Raw genomic sequence first — 26756 nt, 5'->3', positions numbered from 1 at the left:
GTGTTACGGACGATCAAGGGTAAATTTATTATTGGTTTTTTTCTGATTTTTTCTCTCTCTTTCCTAGTGCTCAATCAAACGGTCAAAAGCGTCATTTGGTCAAGCAATGAAAAAATTGTGACCTCAGATTTAATAGACTTAAAAAAAAACAGCATCATGTATATCAATCAAGCATTTTTAATCAATCATTATAAAAACAATGAATTATACTTCGGCGATATGGCCGATGAAATAGTGGATAGTTTAACTCATTCAACAGGAAGCAATGTAGGCGTTTATACCGTAGATGGCACTTTGTTGTCTTCTTCTAATAAAACAGTGTTTTCGCAAGGCATTGACGAGGACCTAGCAAAAGCAATTAACGGAAAAAATGCTTATCATATCACCTATGATCGAAATCAAGCACAGGTGTTTTTTTCTTATCCAGTTGTCATTGATGGTGCAAAAGTTGGCATATTGCGTTTTTCTAAAGATTTTAATTTGCTTTACAAACAAAGCGGAGAGATTTTAAATATTATTTTTTATATCGCTCTTGCGATATTTGTGGCGGCGTTTCTTTTCTCTTATATACTCTCCAGACACATCACGATTCCAATCGTCAAGCTGACAGAGGCCACCTCAGAAGTCAAAAAGGGAAAGCTGGATGTGGATATCCATTTTTCTAGAAAAGATGAAATTGGCCAGCTTACGGTTAATTTCAATGATATGATCACCAGAATTAGGGATCAAATTTCAACTATCGAAAAAGATCGGGACAGGTTAAAGGAACTTAATGAACAGGAAAAACGTTTTTTTGACAATATGACCCATGAACTGAAAACACCTCTGACTTCTATTCAAGGCTATGCTGAAATCATAAAACAAAAAGGGGAATCAGATCAGGCGTTTTTTGATAAAGGAATGAATCATATTGTTGAAGAAAGCCGGCGTCTGCACAATTTGGTTATAAAACTTCTTGAGGTATCTAGAGAAACCTCTAAAGAACAATTCGATAGGATTGATGCAGGAACGATTTTGAAAGATGTATGCGAATCTATGAAATTTCGTGCAGAACGATATAAAAAGAAGATCACCTATGAGATAGAAGACAGTCTCTATGTGTATGGTCAAAAGAATAGAGTGCGCCAACTCTTTATTAATCTTTTGGACAATGCGATCAAATACAGTTTATCTCATTCTGAAATCATGATTCAGGCTAAAGTTACGGGAGATCAGGTTCTTTTTATGTTCAAAAATCCAAGTGATCCATATGACGACAACCAATACACAAAAGTGTTTCAGCCTTTTTATTCAATAAACCAAAAGGTGACGGAAGAAGGAAGTTTAGGGTTGGGGTTAAGCATAGTTAAAACAATTGTCGAAAAACATGGAGGAACAATCAAGATGTTCTACGAAGAAAACCATACAATCATCACTATTGAACTAGCTTACATGAAGGTTGAGAAATGATCATGAAGAACAAACGGTTTATTATATTGTCAGGGATATTATTGATTTCCTTGATTTTTGTATCCAGCTATAATATGGGCAAGCGATCTGAAACCATTATCATTCCAAACAAGGAAGAGAGCCAGATTGATGACGATCAGAAGTCGGACTCCTTTCAGGTGAAGAAGATATATCGCCTCCCTCAAGCTGACCAGTTGCTTGGCTGGTCTTCATCAAACTCTGTAGTTGGTTTTTTCAAAGGAAATGACACAACGGAAGGTAAAGCGCAGCATCTTCAGAATGTCTCCTATCCTTTTGAAAAACCTGAAACTCTGCAGAGCATTGACCGCAATACTTCCAACCTTAAGTTGTCTCCCGACGGGAAAAGTATCGCCGGATTAACGATGTCATCAAATAAGATAACACTAAATCTAATATCACTGACGAACAGAAACAAAAAGGAAGTAGCCAGCTTTTCTTCTAGCAAGGATGCCTTTGTACAGGATATTTCATGGTCAAATAATAGCAAATACATTTGTTATCTTGTCATTGACACGGCAAAAAGTGACCAGACTGCGGTCAATGTATTCAACATAGATTCCGGAACCCTCAAAACGTATCCATTGAAGAATGTTGATGAAAAGGATTCGCTTACGGCAGTTTCCATTTCAGATGATGGACGTAGTTTGCTGCTAACCATGTTACAAGGGCAACAATATCGCATTATGACGGGGACCATCAGCGGTGACAGCATCACTATTCAAAATAAGCGGCAGATTAGCCCCTATGGTGAACCTGTTTGGTTAAACAATGACCAATTTGTATTTTTAGGTATCGGAGAAACCTTATACGAATACGACCTCAGAAACAGTGAGCTCTCTGTTCTGCTCGAAAATGTAGCTGTTTTTACCATATCTAATGATCGAAAGAAGATCGCTTACTCTTTATATGACAAGGACAATACTTATGCAGGAAAGCTGCAAGGGAAAAATGTCCTCTACGCAGAACCTATATACCACGGCACCAGCCCATCAGAAATATATTGGAGTCCAGATGGCAGCAACCTGCTCGTTTATGAACAAAACCGGTATATTTCTATGGAAAACTCATCAGCCCGATTTTTTGACGATCGCTCTTATATCATATCCTTCAAGTAAACCTTATTTCTATTGAAATAAGGTTTTTTCTTATACCTGCAAGATATTACATAACAATGATTCCTTCATTTGTTGACATTTTGTTTACAAGTTGATCAAACTTCTGCGATAACTCTCATCTATATTAAAAGAGCATCATTTTTACCGGGCTTTGTCTCCAAAGTTTCATTGGTCCTTCTAATTTATGTGACTCGTTCGCGAGAAAACTAGTTTTGATATCTACAATTGAGGAGTTGGAAAAAGTGTCAAATTCACCAAGAAGGGATCGTAAGTTGAATCAAATAGGAAAAATAGGTTTTGGGATATTGATTATTCTAGGTGTAACGTTACTATGCATTTCCTGGAAGGCACTTGCCGGCCCAAAGCAGGAACCAATAAAAGAAAGTAAAAACGCTTCTGAGCAGGCGCATATAGAAACACACAAAAATTCAGCACAGAAAAAAGAACAAAAAAAACCTGCTGAAATCGGGAAGGTCGTTTATTTAACATTTGATGACGGACCAAACCCTGCTGCTTCAGAGAAAATTATGGATTTGCTTCATAAATACAATGCAAAGGGAACGTTTTTTATGTTAAAACCAAATATCGAGCGAAATCCTAATATTGTGAGAAAAATGGCGGAAAACGGTCATTCTGTTGGGTCTCACGGCGTGACGCACCAGGTTTCCGAAATCTATAAATCCCCTGAAAGCTTTGCTGCAGAAATGAACGATACATTGGACTACATTAAAGAAACAACCAAAGTCAACACGCATTTAATAAGAGCACCTTACGGGTCAAAGCCTTACATTACTGGCCCTTTTAGAGATGTTGTGGAGCGTGATCATTTTAACCTGTGGGATTGGACAGTTGACTCAGAGGACTGGAAGTACACTCATGGAGAGTTTGTTAAGAGTGTCATTCAGCAAGTCAAAACCCTTGAAGGAAAAGAGCCGCTTATTGTATTAATGCATGAAAAGCCGACTACCGCGGCGTATTTGGAACAATTATTAAAATATTTCCGGGAAAGCGGATACGAAATGAAAGCAATTCATGATTCAATCAAACCGGTACAATTCAGATTCAATTGAAGTATATATTTAAAGTATCTTTTATGAACTACAAAATATCACGAAGATAAAAGAATTATTTATTATAGAACCGTTAAGAACCAGTACAACATATAAATATTCAACTTGATCAGGAAGGAATTTGATAGTGAAAATTGGGAGAAGGAAACTGAAAATGCAGAGTATTTTATTGTTTGTTCTAGCCCTCTTGTTAACCATTGGAGGCCTGACCTGCTATAGCATTTACCGAAACGTAGCAAAATCGGTCAACCATATGTATGAACCTCTGCAAAGAGATTCTAAGCAACAAGATGCTAGTCTTGGGCATGATCCTATATCGATTCTTTTGCTGGGAGTAGATGAACGCCCCGGTGATAAAGGACGACCTGATTCGATGATCGTACTGACTTTAAATCCAGAGACGAAAACATCGACGATGGTAAGTATACCGCGTGATACCAGAGTATTTATGCGATCAAAGAATACCAATATTAAAATGAATGCAGCATATACTTACGAGGGTATTGAAGGTGCCGTTCAAACCGTTGAACAATTTTTAAACATCCCAATCAATTATTATATCAAAGTCAATATGGAAGGGTTTAAAGATATTGTAGATGAGATTGGCGGAATCACAGTGAATAATGATTTCCCTTTTACCCTTGAAGGGGTGCATATACCAAAAGGGGAACAGCACCTGGATGGAAAGGTTGCCCTTAAATACGCACGGATGAGAAAAGAAGATCCTCGCGGTGATTTTGGGCGGCAGAAGCGGCAGCGAGAAATCATTAACCAAATTATTCACGAAGGAGCACAATTAAAATCATTAAAAAACTATCAAGGAATTTTGGCTGCCTTAGAAAAAAATATACAAACAAACTTAACACTTGATAAAATGATTGATATTCAACGCTCTTATAAAGAAGCCGTTCAACATGTCAAACAGATCGAAATAAAAGGTGAGGATAAAAAGATAGATCACTTATGGTATCATGTTGTAACTGATGAAACGAGAAAGGACTTATCGAAGAAACTTCGCCAGCAATTAAATCTAGATTCTTAATAAAATAAAAACCGGTATTCACCAACCGCTTACTCATGTAAAGAGAAGAGTTCTTGCCTCTTCTCTTTTTTATGATTTCCCGGAATAAAAAAGAGAGTATTCGATTATTTTCTTAAACCCTAGTTTAGCTGCTAATGCAATGGACGAATTGTTGCAGATATCACAATCCCAGCTAGGAACAATCCCATTTTCCATACAAAACGCTATAAACTTATTTGCTACGCAATAAGCTAACCCCAGTCCTCTATATTCCTCAAGTGTATAGATATCCATTTCCGCTCGATTATGCCCTAAAAATATAGAGGTACACTCACTTACTACATGATTGCCATGTAATACGGCAAATCCAAAACCTTTTGAAGCAAACTGTGAGACAGAATCCCAATACTCCTCATAATACGCGCTGTTAAACGCTGTGCTGTGTGAAATGATGTCTTCGTCTATTCTTTTCAATACAAGACCCTTTGGCAGTTGCAAAGTCTTTTTGGAAGATTTTGGTTGATAAGAAAATGCAGCTCTTCTCATTTGGTTTAAGTCATCTTTCAGTATGGGTTTCAGTACGCTATCCCATGTATCACTGGAAGAAAACAAGGTAAATCGTTTTGATGATTTCACTTGTTCTTCATAATATCCTGCAATGAAATCATGAAAATCCCGATTCCCTTGGTCTCCCGCAATAAAATAAATGCCTGATTCAGTTCCTATAAAAAACGATTTAGGAAAGGTTTGATCATCTGCATAAACAGCTCCCGGAATGGTTTGGTCTAATATTGAATAGACAAATGTGGGACAATATTTGTCATCAAACATTGTTTTTAAGCTACTATACTTTTCTTTTGTTAATTCCTGCAAAACAGACAACTCCTTTAAAACACCGTCTTCTTCTTGATTCTGTTCACAAAATCAATTTTCCTCTGTCACCAGCTAAATAACTTCCCTGTTACGAATCTCAGACAAATAAAAAACAAAAACAGGTGTCTGCACTCAGCCCGCAGACACCTGTTGAACAACACATTGCATTATATAACCCAAGAAAACGCTGAGTATATCGATTCTTTATTTCCCAGTTACAGCAAACTGTTTTAAACGGTCACCAATTTCAGCACGGACCCTTTGGAAACACTTCTTCTGTTCCGTGTGCTTTTGCCGGATCATCAAATTTATCCGATGTTTGATTTGAAATATCAATCCCTGCTTCTTTCATTGCTTTGACAGCACTCGATGTCATCCATGAGCTTCGATTCCTGCGCTGTACATATTCCACTTGTCCCCAAGGTATTTTCTCCCCCACCCTTCAGCCATTTGGCTGCGGCAAGAGTTACCTGTGCATTGTTTTCCTTGATATAGTGACCTTGTCCTTTTAGAAACAAGAATGGATTATCAGCAGCCAAATATACAGGCCGACAAGTGTGATCAATAAAGTGGGTATCGTGAGGATAATTCCTGTTTTAAAATACGTGCCCCAGGAAATCTTCATACCTTTGTGCGAAAGAACATGAAGCCATAATAATGTCGCCAAGGAACCAATCGGTGTTATTTTAGGCCCTAAATCTGAACCGATCACATTTGCATAAATAAGCGCTTCTCTCATCATCCCATGTGTGTCTGTACCGGCAATAGCCAATGCGTCAATCATAACAGTCGGCAAGTTATTCATAATGGAAGAAAGAATCGCCGCAATAAAGCCCATTCCAATTGTCCCAGCAAACAATCCTTGATCAGCTGCGGCTTGAATCACATCTGAAAGGACATCCGTTAATCCGGCATTTCGGACACCATACACAACAACGTACATGCCAATTGAAAAGAATACGATAGCCCATGGCGCCTCTTTCACCACTTTCTTTGTATGGACGGCCGGACTCTTTTGCGCAGCGATTAAGAAAATGATCGCAATGCTACCCGCTACCACTGATACAGGGATAGAAAAAAATTCACTTGCAAAATATCCAATTAACAGCAGCCCTAAGATATACCATGACAGTCTGAACATGTTTTGATCTTTAATTGCTTCAACAGGTTTTTTAACCTCAGTCAGATCATAGCGTTTTGGTATGCTTTTTCTAAAGAAAAGGTAAAGTACAATGATGCTCGCCAGCAGCGAAAACAAGTACGGGACAACCATTCTGGATGCATAATCAATAAACGTAATATGAAAATAGTCCGCTGAAACAATGTTGACCAAATTGCTCACTACTAAAGGAAGCGAAGTGGTATCCGCAATAAATCCGCTGGCAATGATAAAAGGAAAAACTAATTTTTCATTAAAATGTAATGCTCTGACCATCGCTAATACGATTGGTGTCAATATAAGAGCTGCACCGTCATTTGCAAATAACGCGGCGACAATAGCTCCTAAAAGAGATACATAAACGAACATCCGCACACCGTTTCCTTTTGCAGCCTTAGCCATATGAAGCGCTGCCCATTCAAAGAAACCGATATTATCAAGAATTAACGATATCAGTATGATGGCCACAAAAGCCAAGGTCGCATTCCAAACAATCCCTGTCACAGTTAACACATCATGAAAATTGACAACACCTGCTATTAGAGCTAAAACTGCGCCTCCACAGGCTGACCACCCTATAGATAAATTTTTCGGCTGCCATATGACCAATACTAGAGTTAATAAAAAGATGAATACTGCCAAAATCATTGATGTCAATCTAATGCCTCCTTACTGGCAACACGCTTGAGTTTTCTTTTGTTTGATATGGTTTAACAATTCATCCTCCTGATCGATTTGATGTAAGATCAATTGCAATGTATCAAACTCAGGACAGGAACCATTTATTGAATAATAACGCCATTGGCCTCTTCTGTCCTCATTCACAAAACCTGCGTTTCTTAATTTCCGCAAATGCTGGCTTATGGCGGGCTGGCTCATTTCGAACATATCAACCAATTGACAGACACAATATTCTTTTTCAAGAAATAATCTCATCATTATAAGCCTAGTTTGATCACTAAGTGTTTTCAAACAACGAGTCATCGCCGCAACATCAATCGTCATATGAGCTCCTCCTTCCCAAATCAATATATAAGCAAATCATTATATACACGCCAAATGATTCTACATTCCCCTTTACGTTTCCATATTTAGCGCTCCGTATATCTTAAGGATCAAAACTTCGAAACGAAAACCTGAGTAGCTCCCCGCGTTACCTTAGCGCCACCGTCATTATATAAACTTTTATTTATATAAACAATCCCTTATATTTGGAACATCAAATATGTTTGATTCAATTAATATCAATCTCTTTATTTTCCTTTACCCATTGTACATTGAACCGAGTACGGCAATATAGCTTGTGTTTGCTTTTGGTTTTTGGCAGGAAGGATGGCCAGGACAACACTTATGGCGGACAAAGCATTTCATTCCCAAATCAGTAACTGAAATGGATATCGGACAGGAAAGCATAATAGCAATCAGCAAAATACAAAAAATACCAAGGGTTTTGATACCCTTGGTATTTATGATTGAGACCTTCACCGGTTATTCACCCACAAGCCTCAAAAAAGTGTTTTTGATTAAATTACCCGCGGCATGTCAGTTACGGTTAAAAAGGTCATTCTATTTTTTAGTGATGATTAAGATTTCTAAAATTGCTGCCCTTCACTTCAGCTACGTCATATACGGTGACAAAGGCGGATTTATCAATATCATTAATAATTTCCTTTAGTTTGGTTTCTTCTAAACGGTTGATGACACATGTGATTTCTTTAAATTTCTCGTGGGAAAAACCCCCGTAAGCTTCTTTATATGTGGCGCTTCGGCCTAATTGATCACGTATTGTCTCTACCATTAATTCAGGTTGGGTTGTAATAATTTGAAAGGTTTTAGAGCCGCTTAAGCCTTCCTCCACAACATGAATCACTTTGGATGCAATGTAGTAAGCAATGACTGAAAGCAATGCCCCTTGTAAGCCAAATACTGTGGAAACAAAAATAAACACAAATAGGTTTAAGAATAGAATGAGATCGCTCGTTCCGAAGGGCAGTTTTCGGGATAGCAGCACAGCAAGCATGTCAATACCATCTAATGCGCCGCCATTACGCAGCGCCAGCCCCATTCCAAATCCAAGGATAATCCCGCCGACAACGGTAATTAACAGGGTATCTCCTTCTATGATTGCGGGTGTGTGGTGGAAAAAGCTTGTCCCCGCGGCAAGCGATACGATTCCGATAATTGATAATAATGCAAAGCTTTTCCCTATTTGCTTATATCCTAACCAGACAAATGGAATGTTGATCACAGCAATCAAAATCCCCAGCGGCAAGTTGAATAGCTGTGAACCAACGATGCTAAGACCCGTCACCCCTCCATCAGATACACTGTTTGGAATGAGCACTGTTTCTAGTCCATATGCCGCAATGATTCCTCCAATGATAACCATGATGATTTGGAGAATCATTTTCGCTTTAAATTTCTTATGTTTTTTGGTTGTATTCATACCATTCCTCATTTCTCAAATATTTCGTTATATTTAAATATACCATAATAGATATTTTCAGCTAAAAACATGCGTTTTTTTAAATAAAGTAATTAACAGTAAGGTAACCCTCTTTGACTTAGAACATTCATGTACCGTGCCGCCTGTTGAGCAAGCGGCCCCTTTCACTTCAGATCGTGAATCGCCCTCAAACTTCAACACCGAAAATCCTGAATTATTCTGATATGATACCTTAAAAAGGAGGTTCGATTACATGGATAGCCTGTGCCGCAGTAAACAAGCCCCATTTGAATACACCTTGTCTCTTATAGGGGGCAAATGGAAAATGAGAATTCTCTATGAGTTAGGGTGTGAAAAAACGATGAGATACGGCGAGCTGAAAAGGGCTATGCCCTTCATCACCCATAAAATGTTAAGCGCACAGCTTAAGGAATTGCAAACTGACGGCCTTATTCATCGGACTGAGGTTTCTCAAACCCCACTGAAAGTAGAGTATTCGTTATCTGACAGAGGGCGATCCTTGTATCCCCTCATAGATGAAATGTGTAAGTGGGGAATGGCACAAGGAATGCCTCATATGTAAAACTACTTACAAAAAAGTGCGTACTTGTTTCCCAATGAGAGGAATTTTATACTGAATGAAAATGCTTCGTGTGGAGGAAAAAATGACAAAACAAGTCTATATCATTCATGGCTACGGAGCCTCCTCAACAAATCATTGGTTCCCTTGGCTGAAAAAACGCCTGCTCGCAGATGGGGTCAAAGCAGACATTTTAAACATGCCTAATCCGCTCCAGCCAAGACTTGAGGATTGGCTGGATACACTCTCTTTATATCAGCACACTTTACATGAAAATACGTATTTGGTTGCGCACAGCTTAGGTTGCCCCGCCATTTTGAGATTTTTGGAACATCTTCAATTACGAAAACAGCTTGGCGGAATCATACTTGTTTCCGGCTTTGCCAAATCATTGCCCACTTTAAAGATGTTAGATGAATTTACACAGGGATCGTTTGATCATCAAACAATCATTGAGTCCGCGAAGCACCGTGCTGTCATTGCTTCTAAGGACGACCAAATTGTGCCTTTTTCATTCAGCAAGGATCTGGCACAACAAATTGATGCTGCGTTATATGAAGTTCAGCACGGAGGTCATTTTCTAGAAGATGAGGGATTTACTTCTTTGCCTATTGTTTATGATGTTTTAACCTCTTATTTTTCAAAGGAAACTCGCTAACATCTTTCACCCATCTGCTTCAATCGAGCCCGCGAAAAGCGGGCTTTCTGAGTTATCGTTTGATCAATACAGATAACTCACCTTCAAACACTTTTACTTCTTTTTGATTATAAGTAGATAGCAATACTGTGAGTATTCCCAATTCATTTCTCTTTGGCTGCTTATCAAGAACCTTAACAATTGTAAACAATTCATCATCCGGATATACAGGTTTTATGAATGTCATATGATTCATCTCTGTTCCGGCTATAATATCGTCTCCATAGAAACCTTCTTCAATCCAAAGTTTAAAAGATATGGCCAGTGTTTGTATGCCGGAAGCGATAATTCCATTAAATCTGCCTTTATTCGCTTTTTCTTCATCTACATGCATATACTGAGGGTCAAATTCACCCGCAAACCGCATAATATCATCTTTTGATACTTTTAATGATTTCGTTTTGAAGACCTGGCCAATTGTAAACTCATCTAACTTCATTCTTACACCTCTATTTTTTCAATTGTCTATTTTGTTTATTTTAGCACTGTGATGAGCAAATAAAAAATTCTGTTTTTCGCTAAACAGACATATCGTGGGCTGGACTGCTGGCACTCACATCATATACTTAAAAAATATTGAACAGCTCTCAACACTTAGTCGTCACTTGGCCGTCTTGCTAAACTGAAAGCTCCCTCATATCTTCCAGGCAGCCTTCAGTTTTTTTATGCCTTCTCTTATGTCGGATTCAGAAACCCCTGCAAACCCGAGCGAGACCGTTTTTGTGGGAGGATGATTTTGATAAGAAAGAGAAACAGGATAAATTTTTACTCCATGTTTTTTCGCCTTCTCAATTAACTCTTTTTCACCAAATGGCAAATAAACGTCAAGTAAGATACGAAGCCCAGAGTTTTCTCCGCGAATTCTGACATGCTCTCCTAATTCCCTTTGCACTGCCTCTAATACAATGGCTCTTTTTTTGCGGTAAAGCTTTCTCATTCTGTTGATGTGTTTTTGCCACTCTCCATTTTTTATAAATTCAGCTAGGGTTAGCTGACTGTGGCAGGACACTGTTTGCTTATATAAGGACGTGATTTCATGCCCCTTTTTTAAAAGAGGCGAAGGAAGAATCATATAGCTGATGCGCAGCGAGGGCAGAAGTGACTTAGAAAAAGTGCCCATATAAATGACACGGTTATGCTGATCAAGCCCTTGCAGAGAAGGAACCGGCTGTCCTGTGTACCTAAATTCCCCGTCATAATCATCCTCTATGATAAAGGATTGATTTTCGGCCGCCCATTTGAGCAGCTGAATTCTTCTGTTTATTGTCATTATGGTTCCCAGCGTAAATTGATGGGAAGGTGTGACATATACAAGGTTTGGCTGCTGTTCTTTGATCTTCTGTATACAGATTCCTTCCTCATCGACTGGTATCGGAACAATATTCATGCGATTGGCTTCAAAAATTTTGCGTGCTCTTGGATAACCAGGATCCTCATACCCTATAGAAATATTCGGCTCAAAAACTTGGCACAAGATTTGCAGCAGAATAGGGTTCCCGGCACCTATAATCACTTGTTCAGGGCCGCAATGAACACCCCGAGATTGATACAGGTACTCTGCAATGAGTGTTCTCAGCTCAAACTCTCCTAAAACATGTCCCGGCCGATAAAGCTCGTGTCCATATTGGTCTAAGCTATTGACCATGCTTTTTCGCCATGCGGAAAAAGGGAAGTAAGAAGAATCTACATTCCCATAATGAAAATCAATCGATTGTTTATTTTCTTCTGCTTCTTGTTGAATGGGTGTTGTGCTTGGCATTCTATCATAAGCAAAATCAGAATCATGATAATCAGCAAACCACCCGCTTCTTGGCTTGCTCACAATATAGCCCTCAGCAGCGAGCTGTTCATAGGCACGTTCAACAGTCGTTTGGCTGATGGAAAGCTGATTCGCCAGGAGTCTTTTTGAAGGAAGCTTCATTCCTTTTTGAATACGGCCCCGATGCATATTTTCTTTAAAATATCGATAAAGCTGCTGATAAAGCGGAATATCCAGATTTCTATCCAAAAAAGGCGTGATATCCATTTGCGCGTTGTTCTCCTAACTGGTATGCATTTTTTTATGAAAACTGGCTGTTTATAAAAGGCCAATTCCAGTTTATAGTCATTGTAATCCTTAGCTACTGGTTTTGTTAAGAAAATACAGACAATGAACAAGAAAGATATGTGGAGTGATTGTAATGAACAAACGAACAAATGGCTGGATAAATGGTTTTATAGGCGTACTCATTTTCAGCGGCTCGCTGCCTGCGACCCGTTTGGCTGTGTCGGACTTCGATCCGCTGTTCCTCACCGTATGCCGCGCTGCGATAGCTGGTGTACTGGCGGGAGGTCTCCTTCTCATCTTCCGGCAGCAGCATCCTTCCAAAAGAGACCTCATTTCATTATTAGTGGTAGCGTTTGGCGTAGTGATTGGTTTCCCGTTGCTGACAGCTTTAGCGCTTCAGCATGTCACTTCCGCACACGCCATTGTCTTCATTGGACTTCTTCCGCTTGCAACGGCGGTCTTCGGCGTACTGCGCGGGGGTGAACGCCCCCGCCCCGTTTTCTGGATTTTCTCAGCCGTTGGCAGCTTGTTAGTAGCAGGTTTCGCCCTCATTCAGGGGGGAGGTTCATCCCCGCTTGGCGACGCGTACATGCTGGCTTCTATTGTCGTATGCGGTCTCGGTTATGCAGAAGGGGCAAGGCTTTCACGGCGTCTGGGGAATTGGCAGGTGATCTCATGGGCACTCGTTCTGTCGCTTCCTCTTATGCTGCCATTGTCGTTCTTTTTTACGCCGGACTCATGGTCGGCGATCGGCGTTCCCGCGCTGCTCAGTCTTGCATATGTATCCTTATTCAGCATGCTGATTGGCTTTGTGTTCTGGTATCGAGGTCTTGCCCAAGGCGGAATTGCGGCGGTTGGGCAGCTCCAGCTTCTCCAGCCTTTTTTTGGACTGCTGCTTGCCTCAGTGATTCTGCACGAGAAAGTGGGCTGGGCACTCGTAGCAGTAAATATCGCCGTTATCATGTGCGTTGCAGCTGCACGGCGATTTGCAAAGTAAGGCAGACCTTTATCGTAAACTTCAAAAATGCATGAGGGTATAAAAATACCAAGGGCCAGCAACCCTTGGTATTTTGCACGCGATCGAGCAAACTTGAGTCTCCCGCTTAGACATATAAGTCAACACCCATTTACCTGCCGCCATTATCAAATCCTCTCTAATAAATCTCCCACTTTTTCTGCCATGACACGAGGCGGATAAGGCATTTCGTTTTTGTTTGCATTTATATCCCACTTTACATTCAATACCTGAAGAAAAAGGGGCAAAACTTCTTAAGAATTCTTAAGTTTTCGCGATGCTATTCAAGATCGTTTCCTCTTCTTAAACAGTTTTCAATATCATCCTATCTATTCCATGGTAATATTTAGATACATAAACTTATATATGAAGCTGACCTGAATTAATAGAGAGGAATGAAAAAATGAAGAAACGCAGAAAGATATGTTATTGCAATACTGCCCTGCTGCTTATGATTTTGCTTGCTGGATGTACGGACAGTAAGGATGGAGAAGCACAACAACCTTCAAATCAAGCTTCTGCTGTACAATCTGACGAAAAACACACTGAGCCTGAAGAGAGCACCAAAATACGCAAGGATGAAGCGGAGCCAATAACAGAATCAGAAGAATCCGCAACAAAAGCTGCAAATGATACCTCTTCAGCAGAAGAGAAAAGCAAAGAAGACAATGTATTGGCAGCATACTCTTCGGAAAAAATCGAATATGCCAGAGTTTGGCTTCAACTCGGACCTAATCAAGAGATAGATGAATTAAATGTTCGACATATTTCGGCTGGCGAGCCAATTAATCCTAATGATGATACAAGTGCCAGCTATCCAGAAGATGTAACCCAGTTAGCAGGTTCTCGTTTAGTGGATGGATCAGTCACTTATCATGGCAATGGGGATGGCACGATTCATGTATATAATGTGCCTTTACGCTGGGATTCTGCTGATGATGTAGAAAAAGGTGTCATGCGGGAAGTGACTGAGAGTATCATAAAAAACAGAAAAACAGTGTACGTTGATACAGGCGACGATGAAAAAATCAAGCGGCTCATTGATATCATGATGATTCATTAATCAGTATTCGTTTGTCTGCACCTGACTAAATACAATGGTTAATAAGGAAATAAGATATATTAATATAAAAACAAAGTTTGAAGTGCAGTAACTTGCTGAAAAATCTTCCGGTTCTATTAGTTCTCCTATCAGTTGGAGGCATTCTAAATGTGATGAGCCGTACCGATGAGCTATTTCTAGGTGTTGCATTAATATTTTATAGCGCTGCTAGTGGCATACAATGTTAATCTAAAGAAGCATTTCAGCAGTAAGTGAATGTTGTCCTAAGAAAAACAAGCATCTTACTATGCTTGTTTTTCTTCTATAGAAAGGATCTTATTACGCTATGATGCTATTCCTTTAGCCTGAACCTTGGCGTGCCTAATCCTTTAATCCCTTTCCATCGAGAATTTTTTGCACATATTTTTCGACTCTCGATTCTCGGGTTTTGGATTGTTTGGCTTGAGAAAAATAAAGAGTGTACGCTCTTTGCCGTCCCGGGGTCAATGCTTCAAAAGCAGTTTTCAAGGCAGGGATTTCATCGAATTTATTTTGAAGTTCTTCAGGAATGTTCAATTCAATATTTTTGTTAACTTCCACTTTCAAACCGGCTTTTTCAACTTCAATGGCTTCGTGAATATAGGCTTTCAAAATGTTTTCTAGCTCATTTATTTCCTGAACATTTGTAAACCGAATCTGGCGCGCCGCCTGTACATTCTCCGTTTGTTGAATGAGAATTCCATGGGCATCCTGTAATAGGGCACCTTTGTGAAACAGAAGCGCACAATATTCTTTAAACCCATGTATTAAAACGACATTTTTATTATTGTATGTGTAACAAGGATGCATCCACTTAAAATCTTCAGTCAGCTCACAGTCAAGAATGATGGTTCTCAACTTCTCAAATTCTTCCTTCCACTTTTTCGCTTTACTTAAAAATTCATCAACCTTCGGATTCGTTCTGCTATTTGTCATGAAGGAATTCCTCTCTTTCCAAGCTTTTTACATTTACGTGAATTGACAATAATGAAGTCCAGTTTTATTTTTGACATCTCGGTATTTATTTTATTCTTCTCTAGGTTCCTTCTCTTATTATTCAATAGATTAAGCTTAAAGTAGGGATGATGCAACAAAAAAAAAGAAGGCCCACAAGCCTTCTCTTTTTGTATAATTATTTCACTGACAATCTGAAAAAATAACAATTCGATGATTATATATCTTTTTTATTCTTGCCAATGCATAAGGTTACGGCAACACTAGCTATACTGACTAAAGTTCCTGCAATAGAAACTAAAATTGTCAAAAAGCCATTGGGAATAAGAAAACCAATTGGAATGAGCCCCAGAAAAGTGAAAACGATAAAACATTGGTATACACCAGATATTATTCTTACAACCAAATTGCCAAAAAAGGACATGACTAATGGAGGGATAAATAAAAATACAACGATTCCAATTGAGATCATCAAGATAATAGGTTCATCAAATGAGATGACATGATCTCCAGGCGACTCTTTAGCAGCCGCTAAAACAACAACGATAGACATCATTAGTGTAACAAAAACAAGAGAAAACCTTTTTAACAACGTTATGACTCCTTTACCTAAAGCGAGTAATCCTGCCTTTTTCAAATCCGATAACCATTTTATGTGATTCAATTAAAGAATATGCAGTGAGTGACATAGCTATAAGGAATCCTGGTCAAATCTTTATAATAGATTTAATGGAGCAACTATAGTTCGTTAGAATATTAGATGCTGCAATATACTTTATCTAACAATATAACAAATTAATGTAAATTAAACAATCCTACCCTTTAGCGGCCCCTAGACCATACCACCACCGGAATGAGTAATAAGGACAAAATCCCTCCAATAAGTGATAATGCGAGGTAACTTGAACCTGCCACAATCATTCCAGATAATGCTCCGCCAGCAGCTCCTGACAACGCAATCAGAACATCCACTGTCCCCTGCGTTTTAGCTCGTGTGGCAGTATCAGTTGAATCTACAATAAGGGCAGTCCCGCTGATCAAACCAAAATTCCACCCTAATCCCAGTAAAGAAAGAGCAATGACGAGAAGAACCATAGAATCTCCCGGAGCAAATGCTGCTATTACACCTGCCAAAAGCAACGTTGTTCCAGAGGAAATAGCCATTGCGGTACGTCCCAACCTATCTACAAGAACACCTGTAACCAGTGAAGGGAGATACATAGCACCTATATGAAAACCAATAACAAGACCGACTGCACCCAAGTCATGCCCATGATGTCTCATATGAACCGGTGTCATTGTCATAATAGCTACCATTACTATTTGGGTAAGAACCATAACCGTTGCCCCAACGATTATCCCTTTTTTGTTTTCTGTATGCTCAGTTGCCGCCAAATGTCCTTTATCACCAGGCTCTTCATTTGCCGCTTCTATTGTTCTTGCTATAACTAATGGATCTGGACGAAGCATAATGAAAAGGACCACACCTGCTAACATATATGCTGCTGCGGCTAAAATGAAAGGGCCAGCAAGTGATGGAACACCAATAGAAAGAGCGAAATCCCCCATCACATTCACTAAGCTTGGACCTGCCACTGCGCCAAATGTAGTAAAAACCATGGTTATACTAACAGCAGTCGCTCGCTGCTTATGATTTGCTAAGTCTGTACCTGCATAACGGGCCTGTAAATTAGTGGCTGTACCTGCACCGTAAATAAGCAACGAAATAAATAACAAGAAAATACTATTTATGATTGCTGCCATAATAACGCCTATTGCTCCAAGTCCGCCAATCATAAAGCCAGCTGAAAGACCTGTTCGACGGCCATAACGTTGAGAAAGTCTTCCAACAATTAATGCAGATCCTGCTGACCCTAAAGTAAACAAAGCAGAAGGAAGACCAGCAAACGCATCAGTGCCAAGCATTTGCTGTGCAATAAGCGCACCGACAGTCACTCCTGCCGCCAGCCCCGCACCGCCAAAAATTTGTGAGATACTCACAACGAATAGTGTACGCTTGTATAACGATTTTTGTTTTTCTGGTGAACTGATGTAGCTTTGTAATGAAGCAGTTTGAACATCTATTGCTTTTACGCTGTCCTTGTCTAACATCATCTGACCTTCCTTTCTAAAAGCCAATTTTGTATAAACCTCCCTCTAGATGTGGATCATCATAACACGCACAAAAAAGCCATACAATGTCATAATTGTATGGCAAACAATATTAGGTAAGATCGTCTAGCAAACGTCTCAGGATCATTAATCCTTGTTCAAGCTCTTCAAGTGTTTTTGGTGCACAGACAGAAACCCTTACAGCCCTTTCAGGACAACTATTGCCTACTACAAAGCGTTCAGCCGCATACACTTGCACGCCATGTCGAGCAGCCAACTCTTCAAATTGAGCGCCAGTTATTTTACCGGGTAACATCAACCAACGAAAAATGCCTGTTTCAACACCTAAACATGTATATCCCGCAACATATCGGTTTACGATTTGATTTCTGCGAATGGTTTGTTCACGATGACTCTCAATTAAGACTTCAAATTGATTTGATACAATCGTGCGAGCAGTAAGTTCAGCTAATAGCGGGGAAACGGTTATATTTAAATTATAAAGCGCCTTTGATATTGGCTCCTTATATTGTCTCGGCACTGCTACATAAGCCAAACGCAGGCCTGGCGCTAACGATTTTGATAAACTTGCAATATGAATAACCTGTTGCGGTGCGAATGAGGCGAGTGCCGGAAGCGGCTTTTTGCTAAGAAGATGGTACGATGCATCCTCAATAACAAACAGATTATATTTCTTTGCAATGTCTGCAACCATTCTTCGATTCTCAACAGACATAAAGGAAGTCGTCGGATTATGATAATCCGGGATTAAATACAAACCTTTAATATTTTCGTTTTTACACGCATATTCAAGTGACTCCGGACTCATTTCATCGTTCTCTGATTTTATCGGTACGATTTGCACACTAAGCAATGATGCAACAGTTTTTAATCCAGGGTACGTATGATGGTCAACTCCGATGCGATCTCCAGGCTTACAAAGACTCGCCAAAGTCGCAGCAATCGCATTTTGCCCTCCATTTGCAAATAAAATGTGATCAACGGATGTTTCAAATCCGCCTCTTTGGATGAGCTTTACAGCTGCATCTTTTTGCCAAAGGCTTTCACCTGCCCGGCCATAGCTAAACCATTTTTCATAATCCTCCTCATGAACCATGTTTTTTAGTTGGTATAACAAGGGCTCATATGAAGCGTGATCTGGAAGTATTGCTCCCATTTCAATTAAATGTGTCGGCTTAGTATCCTCAAGTAAATACGCATTCGACAACGCATCATACGATACAAATGTGCCGCTCCCTACAGTCGCACTCAGCAGCCCTTTTAACTCACACACTTTAAATGCTTTTGAAATCGTACTCACATTTAAATCTAGATAATCGGCCAATTCTCGCTGTGGAGGAAGTTTTGTTCCAGGTAATAAAACTCCGTTTAAAATATCCTGTTCCAATTGCCCTGCAAGTGCTTTATAAATAGGCTTTTCAGCTTTATCAATCGATGGCTTCCAGCTCATCGGATAGTTTTCAAAAGAATTGATAGGCATGATACGCATCCTTTTTCACTCAATTATATGAATGTGCTGCTTATAAGACAATTATAATTATCTTTTATTGATGCCTTTTTATGAACAGCATGCTTCAATAAAACCTGTACAAATACAAGTGAATCACTTACTTTATTTCATATAAGTCATCCTGCAAAACTGTGCACAGAATGTCGGATAAATACATTTCACTCCTGTTATTCTTTGGTTAAAGGAGGCCAAATAAATGGATTTGCTTAAAAGTATGAATAGGGCGTTAAAGTATATTGAAGAAAACCTCACTAACGATATTGATTTTCAAGAGGCAGCAAAGCTTGCTTTCTGCTCTGAATATCATTTTAAAAGGATGTTTTCCTTCCTTTCAGGTATTTCATTATCGGAATATATTCGTCGCAGACGTCTTACTCTTGCAGCTTTTGAACTGAAAGACAGCAATGTAAAAGTGATTGATATTGCAATAAAGTACGGTTATAACTCACCAGATTCTTTTGCACGGGCATTCCAAAATTTACATGGCATAAACCCATCACAAGCCAGACTTAATGGCCATTCCCTTAAAGCTTATCCACGAATGACCTTCCAGCTAACAATTAAAGGAGGAAATGAAATGAACTACCGTATTGAAGAAAAAGAGGCATTTCGCATCGTTGGCATTAAAAAAAGAGTTCCTATTATTTTCAAAGGAATTAATCCGGAAATTGCATCTATGTGGGAAAGTTTAGATGAAAAAGCAATAAATAAACTAAAAGAGCTATCTAATGTAGCACCATCAGGCCTCATTAGTGCATCCACGAATTTTTCTGAAGGTCGGACAGAGGAAAACGGAGAGCTCGATCACTATATTGGCGCAGCCACAACGAAACGGTGTCCAGATAACTTCTCACGGCTTGAAGTTCCTGCCTCAACATGGGCTGTATTCGAATCAATCGGGCCATTTCCGGATACACTGCAAGAAGTATGGGGACGCATTTATTCCGAATGGTTTCCATCGTCAAATTACGAACAAATAGAAGGTCCAGAAATATTGTGGAACGAGCATAAGGATGTAACATCACCATCTTTTAAAAGTGAAATTTGGATACCAATTACAAAAAAGTAATACGTTTTTCGATCAAAGAAGAAAAATTGAAGGTTCTTGAAGAAAAAATACCAAGGGCGTCAAAACCCTTGGTATTTTTGATACTGCCGAGAGGGCTCAAACTCCACCAGTGTTTTTCATTGCCGGACCGGTCATGTAAGCAAAAAAAGCCCCTATATATCCCGATTTGCATGATTCCTAATCTTTAATATCGATTTTTCACTCATAGAAGGCTCTTTATGTAAAGCCAATATTAAAGTTATCCCTATAATACAAATAGCACCAATCCATTGAAAAGAACCAAATGGCGCTTTTAACCAAACGACAGTTGTTACAACAGCTGATAGAGGCTCTAGACTGCCTAGTAGGCTTGTTTCTTTTGGAAAGAGGCTTTCCAAGCTTTTTATGAAGAACCAGAACGCAATCATTGTTCCAAATAATATCACGAATAAGATATATGCATACGCCTCAGCAGTTAATCGTTGAAAATCCAGTTGCCATGGCGGATGGATAAAACCCAATGCAAAACCGCCAATAATCATAGCCCAACCTACAACGACAAGAGAATCAAATTTATTTAATAAACCAACGGCATACAAAGTATAAAAAGCTGCCGCGAATCCTGATAAAACTCCCCATACTACTGCAGCTGCCGGCACTGAAAGTTGAGACATTGAACCATTTGTTAACAAAAAAAAGCAACCCACTAAAGCAAGTACAACAGTTATGATATCTTGTTTGGTAAGAACCGTTTGTTTTCGCAACAGCGTGTAGATAATGACGATTACTGGGGATAAATATTGCAATAACGTAGCAACGGCAGCATTCCCATGTTGAATGGATGCCATATATGTGTACTGCACAGCTAGCATTCCCAATAGGCCAAAAATAAGAAGCTGGCCAGCCGACGCTTTGTGTTTCCACACCTCAATAACCTGAGACCGATCCTTTCTGAACAATTGCAGCATTAAAAGTAACATTCCAGCCGTAAGCAAGCGTGTCGTTACAAGCCAATTGACATCAATTTGATATTCTTGAAAAAGCTTTTTGGCTACTGTGCCTCCAATCCCCCAACATGTCGCCCCTGTTATAACATAGAACAATCCCATTCTTCTATTGGAAGTATTCATACATGACTCCTCACTAATAAATATAATAATAGTGTTATAATAAATGCAAAACATGATAAAAAATACTCAAATTGAATGAAAAAATATAAATATATTGAGGTGAGAAGTCAGAATGAAGAATTTTGTGATCGATCAAAATTTAAAAGAATTAACAGAGCACCGAACGGTAGAATTACCAGTTGCCTGTTACAAGACAACGATCAATCAAAATATAAATGGCTATATTCCGCTTCATTGGCATGATGAAATCCAATTTGTTTTGATACTAAAAGGGATAGCTCTCTTTCAAATAAATGAAGAAAAAATAGAGGTTCACGAAGGGGATGGATTATTTATCAATAGCGGCTGCCTGCACATGGCCGAAGAAAAGGAAGGCTCGGATTGTACGTATATTTGCTTGAATGTGTCACCCCATTTCGTTTTATCTCAGGAACTGTATTCAAGCTATGTTCAGCCCTATATGTTTTCAACCAATTTGTCCTATTTATTTTTGGATGGAAATCAACAGTGGGCAAAAAATATTCTAGATGCTGTTAAAAAAATAAATCAATTGATTCAACAAAAGACATCGCTCTATGAGATTGACATTACGATGCAATTAACGTTAATGTGGAAAAACCTGGTCGTTAATGGTTTTCAATTAGAGTACGATCAATCTGAAATGATAAAAAGTCATCGAATGAAACAAATGTTAAACTGGATCCATCTCCATTATGCTGAAAAAATCACATTAGAGGACATTGCAAAAGCTGGCCAACTGAGCCGTTCTGAATGCTGCCGTTATTTTAAACGAATGCTGAATAAGACGCCATTACGTTATGTAATGGATTATCGAATTCAAAAAAGCTTATTATTACTGCAACACCCTGAATCCAATGTGACAGAAGTGTCTTATCAAGTTGGATTTAACAGTACCAGTTATTTTATAAGTAAATTTCAACAAGCGATGAATATGACGCCATTATCATACAAAAAAATGAATTCATAAAGTTTATTCTATTAATAAATGGAGTCCCTGTTAATGGTACTCCCCTAGCACGATTTTTACGCCACAACTGCATGACCCTAAAATTCTAGGTTGCCTTTTGTATTTGGGAATTGTTTCAACCGCTTGTGCTTTTTTATTGTGGAACCGTGGCTTACAATTATAATGCTTCAAGTGGAGGCCTCTTTTTCTTTTTTCAGCCTCTAGTTGGAACCTTACTCGGATGGATTCTGCTTGGAGAACAAATAGGCGGGACATTTTGGATAGGTTCGTTTTTAATTCTTAGCGGTGTTTTATTAGTCATTAAAGAGTAAGAAAAAGAAGTGAATTCATAACAAAAAAAAGCAAACTATTTTATATAGTTTGCTTTTCAATTAACCTTGTTCTTTCCCCTTCACTTCTTTATGTTCTGGTCTTCATTTATAATCTCTCCTTTCTTTATTTTTCTTTTCACCTCAATACCCTTTTGAAGGTTGTCAATTTCCCTGATAATAATGCCAATTTGGTGGCTAAATGTTTATCAACAAACCTTTATCTGTTCGCAAGATAAGTGAAAATGCATCATTAAGTAAGTGGGCCGTTATCCATATCAAATCGGTAAAGAAATTAGAACTTAATCATGTGCTTTTAATATTTTTAGCTGACATTTCACAAATATCGTTCCTTCTTATTTCTACTCAAATCATTTCTGTAATGTCATGGAGCCAAGTCATGAATTCCTAAAGGAAATGGAATAACCCATTTTCAATGAAAAACTGATCTATGTTAATTAGTCGAAGTTTTAGGATATACACGGATCAATTGACCTTTTCCTTGATTGGAAATCCGACACGTTCCCTATTGTTTTTGCTTGATCTGTTTTTTTAAAAAAGTTATTGACATCAAAAATTCGATCATGTTATTATTAAAATTTTGATATTACACCTCCATATATGGTAATCTTAAGAAGGATACCATATATGGAGGTGGATGATATGTTTCAAATTGGCGATAACATTGTTTATCCAATGCACGGAGCAGGTATAATTGAAGCCATAGAAGAAAAAGAATTCTTAGAGGAAAAACAACAGTATTATGTCATAAGAATGTCAATCAGTAATATGACAGTTATGATTCCAACGAGTAAAATATTGAGTTCGAATATACGACCAGTTACCGATATACTTGCATTAAAACACATTATGCACATTTTTCAGCATGGAGAATCAGATAGATTACTGCCATGGAAGCAAAGGTATAAAATAAACACGGACAAAATAAAAACAGGTGAAATACAAGAAGGCGCTGAAGTTGTACGTGATTTAATGCGTATGAAGAAAGAAAAAGCACTTAATGCAAGCGAAAAAAAAATGCTGGATAATGCATATGAATTTTTGATTAGTGAACTGGAAGTAATTAAAGGAATCACTGAAAAACAAATAAAAAGTTTTGGTTAGATACATCCCAAAAGATATTTCGGAATATTATGATGAAAAGCAAATCTTCTCCAACTTATGTTTAGAACATTAACGACCTCTTTTGTTATTCCTACATTCTAATCCATTTTTATTATTTACATTTCTTCTGCGAAGATTGAAGTTTTACCAAAAAACTCAATAAAATAGTCACTTTTTTTAGTATCCTGATTCACACTGGCACGGACAAGGAGCCGTAAGGATGGAAGAGAGGTAGGGCTTTCATTGTTTTAGGTATCTCTAAGTGATTATTTCCAGGAGAAAAAAAACAATCGATCTCCTCATTATTTTTAAGAATTTCTTATATCCACTGCCACATTGAATAATAATTGTTTATCTTCTTCTCATAAAAAGATATGCGAGTTGATAACATTTAGATGAAACCATTTTTATAATTCATCTAATCTTACTTAAATGAACGAACAGGTTAGTGAAAAAAAGAGTTATCTATATTTCAACAAAAAATTAAATATTTTATATACATTCCGCATATTGTCAATCCAGTATGTTATACTGTAAACAAACCTTTGAAGTTTTAAATCTTTTTCTATTACCTTGTAGCATCTCCCTACTCGAACGTTGAGTAGGGTTTTTTATTGAGTATGATATAGACATAAAAAAACAGGCCCTATATAAAGAGCCTGTTTGTATAAACGATTGAAGATTAAGCTTTTTGAACGTTAGCAGCTTGAGCTCCACGAGCACCTTGCTCAACGTCAAACGATACTTTTTGACCTTCGTCTAAAGATTTGAATCCGTCACTTTGGATTGCAGAAAAGTGTACGAATACATCGTCTCCATTTTCGCGTTCGATAAAACCAAAACCTTTTTCTGCATTAAACCATTTAACTGTACCTTGTTCCATTTTTGTTGCCTCCTAGTGTGTAACCACACAGTATATACTATCCTTGCCCAAAGTATCATCAAGACGAAAAGTCAATCTTCATACTATCCTTTACACCGAACAAAAATAATTCTTCTTTATTATATCAGGAATCGGAAATAACTGCAAATTATATTTCCGATTTATTCATGGCATTATTTGTTAAACATGTGTATACCAGCGCAGAATAAGAGGCCTATTAAAAACTTTGGTTTGAAAACAACGTGAAAAATGAACCACGAGTGTCTTTCTTTGCTTAATAGTACTTCATTAATGAATAGCTCAGCTGTTTCTTGTTCAAGTGCAAGATAATCTTTTAAAACACAGGGCTGTTCACTTGTAAAACTTTGTTTCTGCAGATGTTTCCAAACAGTCACTCATGATATCCCCATTACTTCATTATCACTGTCCAAAACCTTTTTTTCCTCAAACAATCAATGTTCAAGGTCTAAATAAATCGATTTCCATAGGGGAGCAGTGAGAGAGTTTGACCCGATAATGTGCTGGGTATAATCTTCATACACCTTTTGTATCCCGGCTGACTCTGCTAATAAAGATGTAATTGAACTGGAAATCAGTTTATCATTTCCAATAATTTCACAGATGAATGGGAAGGATACTTATCATATATGGGGTGTATCACGTTGGGCCCTTCAAAGGCTATAAAACGTTTTCTACACTTAGAAGATCACCAGGGAAGGGGAAACTTTTTAATATGAAAGAACAAAACCTAAGGACTTTGAGAAAACTGGTTACACCTTATGAAAAGTCCGATTTACACAAAAGCATTTGTCAAATCATTAACACATTGGTACCATTTTTCCTATTATGGTGTTTGGCATATAAGAGCTTGTCGATTTCTTATTTCCTTACGTTAGCGATTTCTGTTGTTGCGGCAGGTTTTTTAGTGAGAACCTTCATCATCTTTCATGATTGCTGCCACTATTCCTTTTTTAAGAACAGAAAGGCGAATCGAATCCTTGGAACATTAACAGGAATTCTGACTCTGCATCCTTTTGATCATTGGGCACACGACCATTCTGTCCATCATGCGACAAGCAGCAATCTGGACAAACGCGGTACAGGCGATATTTGGATACTGACGGTTGAGGAATATAAGAAAGGCTCAACTAAGACAAAAATAATGTACCGATTGTACAGAAATCCGTTTGTTATGTTTATTATTGGGCCGATTTACGTTTTCGGGATTGCCAATCGTTTTAATCGAAAAGGGGCAAAACGCAAAGAACGGATGAATACGTATGTAACGAACCTGGGGATCGTCGCTTTGGCAGCACTTTTATGTTGGGCTATTGGCTGGCAAAACTTCCTGCTGGTTCAGGTACCGATTTTTATGATATCAGGCTCTCTCGGAATTTGGATGTTTTATATTCAGCATACGTTTGAGGATTCTTATTTTGAAGAAGATGAGCATTGGGAATATGTAAAAGCAGCAGTTGAAGGAAGCTCTTTTTATAAGCTTCCAAAAGTCATGCAGTGGCTAACAGGCAATATCGGTTTTCATCATGTTCATCATTTAAGCCCGAGAGTCCCAAACTATAAGCTTGAAAAAGTGCATAACAACACTGAACCATTGCAAAACGTTCCGACCATTACACTGGCAACAAGCCTTAAGTCGTTAAAGTTCCGCCTATGGGATGAAGAAGGCAAAAAATTTGTTGGTTTTAGCCACTTAAAAAAAGCTTCTAAAAGCCAAGTATCGGCGCGGCTAACAACGGATTAAAATAAACTCCCCATAATCGCAGAATAAAAGTGCAGACTCGCGCAACGATGTTGTGCAGAGGTCAGCACTTTTTTAGTGGACTCCACAATGCGGTACATTTGTTGCCGTATTTTCCGCAAAAGAATAACGCCAAAGATGGTTAAACCCTTGGTATTATTGGGGTGCGGCCGAGCGAACTTGAACTTTACGGGTTATTCACCCCACTGGGCCCTCAATAAAGTGAATCAGTGTTTTCTGTTACAAGACCTTTATATATCAGTGTTTGTTTATTTTGATTATTACGCACTTACACTGGTTAATTCACATTCGGGAGTAAAAATGGAGTAGCCACATTAAGTAAT

Annotated in this window: 24 protein-coding genes and 2 pseudogenes; 13 read left to right on the top strand and 13 right to left on the bottom strand. The window is 38.5% G+C overall.

Annotation, left to right across the window (positions count from 1 at the left end; genetic code table 11):
- From KXZ66_RS02830 to KXZ66_RS02815, 4 genes are all read left to right on the top strand, one after another.
- Positions 1–1449, top strand: coding sequence for a HAMP domain-containing sensor histidine kinase (locus tag KXZ66_RS02830; protein ID WP_032727142.1), 1449 nt, complete (start codon positions 1–3; stop codon positions 1447–1449).
- On the top strand, positions 1446–2585 hold the full coding sequence (locus KXZ66_RS02825; protein ID WP_021481660.1) for a hypothetical protein: 1140 nt from the start codon (positions 1446–1448) through the stop codon (positions 2583–2585). Before KXZ66_RS02830 ends, KXZ66_RS02825 begins: the two co-directional genes overlap by 4 nt.
- Positions 2586–2827: 242 nt before the next feature.
- A complete protein-coding gene (locus KXZ66_RS02820) occupies positions 2828–3655 on the top strand; it encodes a polysaccharide deacetylase family protein (RefSeq protein WP_038827562.1) in 828 nt (275 codons plus the stop codon).
- Between the two features lie 154 nt (positions 3656–3809).
- A complete protein-coding gene (locus KXZ66_RS02815; RefSeq protein ID WP_077671268.1) occupies positions 3810–4697 on the top strand; it encodes an LCP family glycopolymer transferase in 888 nt (295 codons plus the stop codon).
- A 69-nt stretch (positions 4698–4766) separates the two neighbouring features.
- Here the strand turns inward: KXZ66_RS02815 and KXZ66_RS02810 are convergent, their stop codons facing one another.
- The 5 genes and pseudogenes from KXZ66_RS02810 to KXZ66_RS02790 form a co-directional block, all read right to left on the bottom strand.
- Complete coding sequence (locus KXZ66_RS02810) at positions 4767–5558, bottom strand: GNAT family N-acetyltransferase (RefSeq protein ID WP_103803989.1); 792 nt, start codon at positions 5556–5558, stop codon at positions 4767–4769.
- A gap of 195 nt (positions 5559–5753) precedes the next feature.
- Positions 5754–5999, bottom strand: a pseudogene (locus tag KXZ66_RS02805) (hypothetical protein).
- Positions 6000–6057: 58 nt separating this feature from the next.
- Positions 6058–7365, bottom strand: coding sequence for an arsenical efflux pump membrane protein ArsB (locus tag KXZ66_RS02800; RefSeq protein WP_014478962.1), 1308 nt, complete (start codon positions 7363–7365; stop codon positions 6058–6060).
- Positions 7366–7377: 12 nt separating this feature from the next.
- Complete coding sequence (gene aseR / locus KXZ66_RS02795) at positions 7378–7713, bottom strand: metal-responsive transcriptional regulator AseR (RefSeq protein ID WP_014478961.1); 336 nt, start codon at positions 7711–7713, stop codon at positions 7378–7380.
- Positions 7714–8281: 568 nt separating this feature from the next.
- Positions 8282–9154, bottom strand: a complete 873-nt coding sequence (locus tag KXZ66_RS02790; protein ID WP_029317361.1) for a YitT family protein — start codon at positions 9152–9154, stop codon at positions 8282–8284.
- Positions 9155–9407: 253 nt separating this feature from the next.
- Here KXZ66_RS02790 and KXZ66_RS02785 point away from each other — a divergent pair, with 253 nt between their 5' ends.
- Positions 9408–9737, top strand: coding sequence for a winged helix-turn-helix transcriptional regulator (locus KXZ66_RS02785; protein ID WP_219144778.1), 330 nt, complete (start codon positions 9408–9410; stop codon positions 9735–9737).
- Positions 9738–9819: 82 nt separating this feature from the next.
- On the top strand, positions 9820–10392 hold the full coding sequence (locus tag KXZ66_RS02780; RefSeq protein ID WP_031315637.1) for an alpha/beta hydrolase: 573 nt from the start codon (positions 9820–9822) through the stop codon (positions 10390–10392).
- Positions 10393–10444: 52 nt separating this feature from the next.
- Here the strand turns inward: KXZ66_RS02780 and KXZ66_RS02775 are convergent, their stop codons facing one another.
- Positions 10445–10870, bottom strand: a complete 426-nt coding sequence (locus tag KXZ66_RS02775; protein ID WP_021481670.1) for a MaoC family dehydratase — start codon at positions 10868–10870, stop codon at positions 10445–10447.
- A 195-nt stretch (positions 10871–11065) separates the two neighbouring features.
- Positions 11066–12457 carry a MocR-like pyridoxine biosynthesis transcription factor PdxR gene (locus KXZ66_RS02770; protein ID WP_219144777.1) on the bottom strand — a complete coding sequence of 464 codons (1392 nt, stop codon included), beginning with the start codon at positions 12455–12457 and terminating at the stop codon, positions 11066–11068.
- Between the two features lie 154 nt (positions 12458–12611).
- Between KXZ66_RS02770 and KXZ66_RS02765 the strand changes: the two genes are divergently transcribed.
- Both KXZ66_RS02765 and KXZ66_RS02760 read left to right on the top strand, forming a co-directional pair.
- Positions 12612–13475, top strand: a complete 864-nt coding sequence (locus tag KXZ66_RS02765; protein WP_032727148.1) for a DMT family transporter — start codon at positions 12612–12614, stop codon at positions 13473–13475.
- Positions 13476–13896: 421 nt separating this feature from the next.
- Positions 13897–14556: a hypothetical protein gene (locus KXZ66_RS02760; RefSeq protein ID WP_120027820.1), complete on the top strand. Its 660-nt coding sequence runs from the start codon at positions 13897–13899 to the stop codon at positions 14554–14556.
- A gap of 360 nt (positions 14557–14916) precedes the next feature.
- On the opposite strand, the gene KXZ66_RS02755 is transcribed toward KXZ66_RS02760, so the two are convergent.
- The 4 genes from KXZ66_RS02755 to KXZ66_RS02740 form a co-directional block, all read right to left on the bottom strand.
- Positions 14917–15510, bottom strand: a complete 594-nt coding sequence (locus tag KXZ66_RS02755) for a YdeI/OmpD-associated family protein (protein WP_021481674.1) — start codon at positions 15508–15510, stop codon at positions 14917–14919.
- Positions 15511–15745: 235 nt separating this feature from the next.
- A complete protein-coding gene (locus KXZ66_RS02750; RefSeq protein WP_032727150.1) occupies positions 15746–16120 on the bottom strand; it encodes a hypothetical protein in 375 nt (124 codons plus the stop codon).
- 230 nt (positions 16121–16350) lie between these two features.
- Positions 16351–17643, bottom strand: coding sequence for an MFS transporter (locus tag KXZ66_RS02745; protein ID WP_124048524.1), 1293 nt, complete (start codon positions 17641–17643; stop codon positions 16351–16353).
- Positions 17644–17752: 109 nt separating this feature from the next.
- Complete coding sequence (locus tag KXZ66_RS02740) at positions 17753–19141, bottom strand: aminotransferase-like domain-containing protein (protein WP_124073373.1); 1389 nt, start codon at positions 19139–19141, stop codon at positions 17753–17755.
- Between the two features lie 226 nt (positions 19142–19367).
- Here KXZ66_RS02740 and KXZ66_RS02735 point away from each other — a divergent pair, with 226 nt between their 5' ends.
- Positions 19368–20240, top strand: coding sequence for an AraC family transcriptional regulator (locus tag KXZ66_RS02735; protein ID WP_103803471.1), 873 nt, complete (start codon positions 19368–19370; stop codon positions 20238–20240).
- Positions 20241–20392: 152 nt separating this feature from the next.
- On the opposite strand, the gene KXZ66_RS02730 is transcribed toward KXZ66_RS02735, so the two are convergent.
- The gene (locus tag KXZ66_RS02730) at positions 20393–21349 is read right to left on the bottom strand and encodes a DMT family transporter (RefSeq protein WP_103803472.1); all 957 of its coding nucleotides are present in this window, start codon (positions 21347–21349) and stop codon (positions 20393–20395) included.
- 112 nt (positions 21350–21461) lie between these two features.
- Here KXZ66_RS02730 and KXZ66_RS02725 point away from each other — a divergent pair, with 112 nt between their 5' ends.
- The 3 genes and pseudogenes from KXZ66_RS02725 (at position 21462) to KXZ66_RS02715 (ending at position 23770) form a co-directional block, all read left to right on the top strand.
- Entirely contained in the window at positions 21462–22337 is an 876-nt protein-coding gene (locus tag KXZ66_RS02725; RefSeq protein ID WP_043858069.1) for an AraC family transcriptional regulator, read from the top strand.
- A 64-nt stretch (positions 22338–22401) separates the two neighbouring features.
- Positions 22402–22648 (top strand): annotated as a pseudogene (locus KXZ66_RS02720) (EamA family transporter); the annotation flags it as partial.
- Positions 22649–23308: 660 nt separating this feature from the next.
- Positions 23309–23770 (top strand): CarD family transcriptional regulator, encoded by a 462-nt coding sequence (locus KXZ66_RS02715; protein ID WP_010886417.1) that lies wholly within the window; start codon positions 23309–23311, stop codon positions 23768–23770.
- 682 nt (positions 23771–24452) lie between these two features.
- Here the strand turns inward: KXZ66_RS02715 and cspC are convergent.
- A complete protein-coding gene (gene cspC, locus KXZ66_RS02710; RefSeq protein ID WP_003234247.1) occupies positions 24453–24653 on the bottom strand; it encodes a cold shock protein CspC in 201 nt (66 codons plus the stop codon).
- A 733-nt stretch (positions 24654–25386) separates the two neighbouring features.
- Here cspC and KXZ66_RS02705 point away from each other — a divergent pair.
- Positions 25387–26415 (top strand): Delta(5) desaturase DesA, encoded by a 1029-nt coding sequence (locus KXZ66_RS02705; protein ID WP_151870406.1) that lies wholly within the window; start codon positions 25387–25389, stop codon positions 26413–26415.
- Positions 26416–26756 lie beyond the last annotated feature (341 nt).

It is taken from the genome of Bacillus sp. LJBS17 (genome assembly GCF_019334685.1).
GTDB classification, from domain to species: domain Bacteria; phylum Bacillota; class Bacilli; order Bacillales; family Bacillaceae; genus Bacillus; species Bacillus subtilis.
This window is presented reverse-complemented; position numbering and strand designations above follow the sequence as displayed.

Excerpts from the sequence above, each read along its gene's own strand:
- KXZ66_RS02770 (WP_219144777.1), bottom strand. The coding sequence starts at position 12,457 with ATGGATATCACGCCTTTTTTGGATAGAAATCTGGATATTCCGCTTTAT.
- KXZ66_RS02790 (WP_029317361.1), bottom strand. The coding sequence starts at position 9,154 with ATGAATACAACCAAAAAACATAAGAAATTTAAAGCGAAAATGATTCTC.
- KXZ66_RS02730 (WP_103803472.1), bottom strand. The coding sequence starts at position 21,349 with ATGAATACTTCCAATAGAAGAATGGGATTGTTCTATGTTATAACAGGG.
- KXZ66_RS02735 (WP_103803471.1), top strand. The coding sequence starts at position 19,368 with ATGGATTTGCTTAAAAGTATGAATAGGGCGTTAAAGTATATTGAAGAA.
- KXZ66_RS02760 (WP_120027820.1), top strand. The coding sequence starts at position 13,897 with ATGAAGAAACGCAGAAAGATATGTTATTGCAATACTGCCCTGCTGCTT.
- KXZ66_RS02755 (WP_021481674.1), bottom strand. The coding sequence starts at position 15,510 with ATGACAAATAGCAGAACGAATCCGAAGGTTGATGAATTTTTAAGTAAA.
- KXZ66_RS02725 (WP_043858069.1), top strand. The coding sequence starts at position 21,462 with ATGAAGAATTTTGTGATCGATCAAAATTTAAAAGAATTAACAGAGCAC.
- KXZ66_RS02815 (WP_077671268.1), top strand. The coding sequence starts at position 3,810 with ATGCAGAGTATTTTATTGTTTGTTCTAGCCCTCTTGTTAACCATTGGA.
- aseR (WP_014478961.1), bottom strand. The coding sequence starts at position 7,713 with ATGACGATTGATGTTGCGGCGATGACTCGTTGTTTGAAAACACTTAGT.
- KXZ66_RS02705 (WP_151870406.1), top strand. The coding sequence starts at position 25,387 with ATGAAAGAACAAAACCTAAGGACTTTGAGAAAACTGGTTACACCTTAT.
- KXZ66_RS02785 (WP_219144778.1), top strand. The coding sequence starts at position 9,408 with ATGGATAGCCTGTGCCGCAGTAAACAAGCCCCATTTGAATACACCTTG.
- KXZ66_RS02745 (WP_124048524.1), bottom strand. The coding sequence starts at position 17,643 with ATGATGTTAGACAAGGACAGCGTAAAAGCAATAGATGTTCAAACTGCT.
- KXZ66_RS02780 (WP_031315637.1), top strand. The coding sequence starts at position 9,820 with ATGACAAAACAAGTCTATATCATTCATGGCTACGGAGCCTCCTCAACA.
- KXZ66_RS02765 (WP_032727148.1), top strand. The coding sequence starts at position 12,612 with ATGAACAAACGAACAAATGGCTGGATAAATGGTTTTATAGGCGTACTC.
- cspC (WP_003234247.1), bottom strand. The coding sequence starts at position 24,653 with ATGGAACAAGGTACAGTTAAATGGTTTAATGCAGAAAAAGGTTTTGGT.
- KXZ66_RS02825 (WP_021481660.1), top strand. The coding sequence starts at position 1,446 with ATGATCATGAAGAACAAACGGTTTATTATATTGTCAGGGATATTATTG.
- KXZ66_RS02740 (WP_124073373.1), bottom strand. The coding sequence starts at position 19,141 with ATGCCTATCAATTCTTTTGAAAACTATCCGATGAGCTGGAAGCCATCG.
- KXZ66_RS02715 (WP_010886417.1), top strand. The coding sequence starts at position 23,309 with ATGTTTCAAATTGGCGATAACATTGTTTATCCAATGCACGGAGCAGGT.
- KXZ66_RS02775 (WP_021481670.1), bottom strand. The coding sequence starts at position 10,870 with ATGAAGTTAGATGAGTTTACAATTGGCCAGGTCTTCAAAACGAAATCA.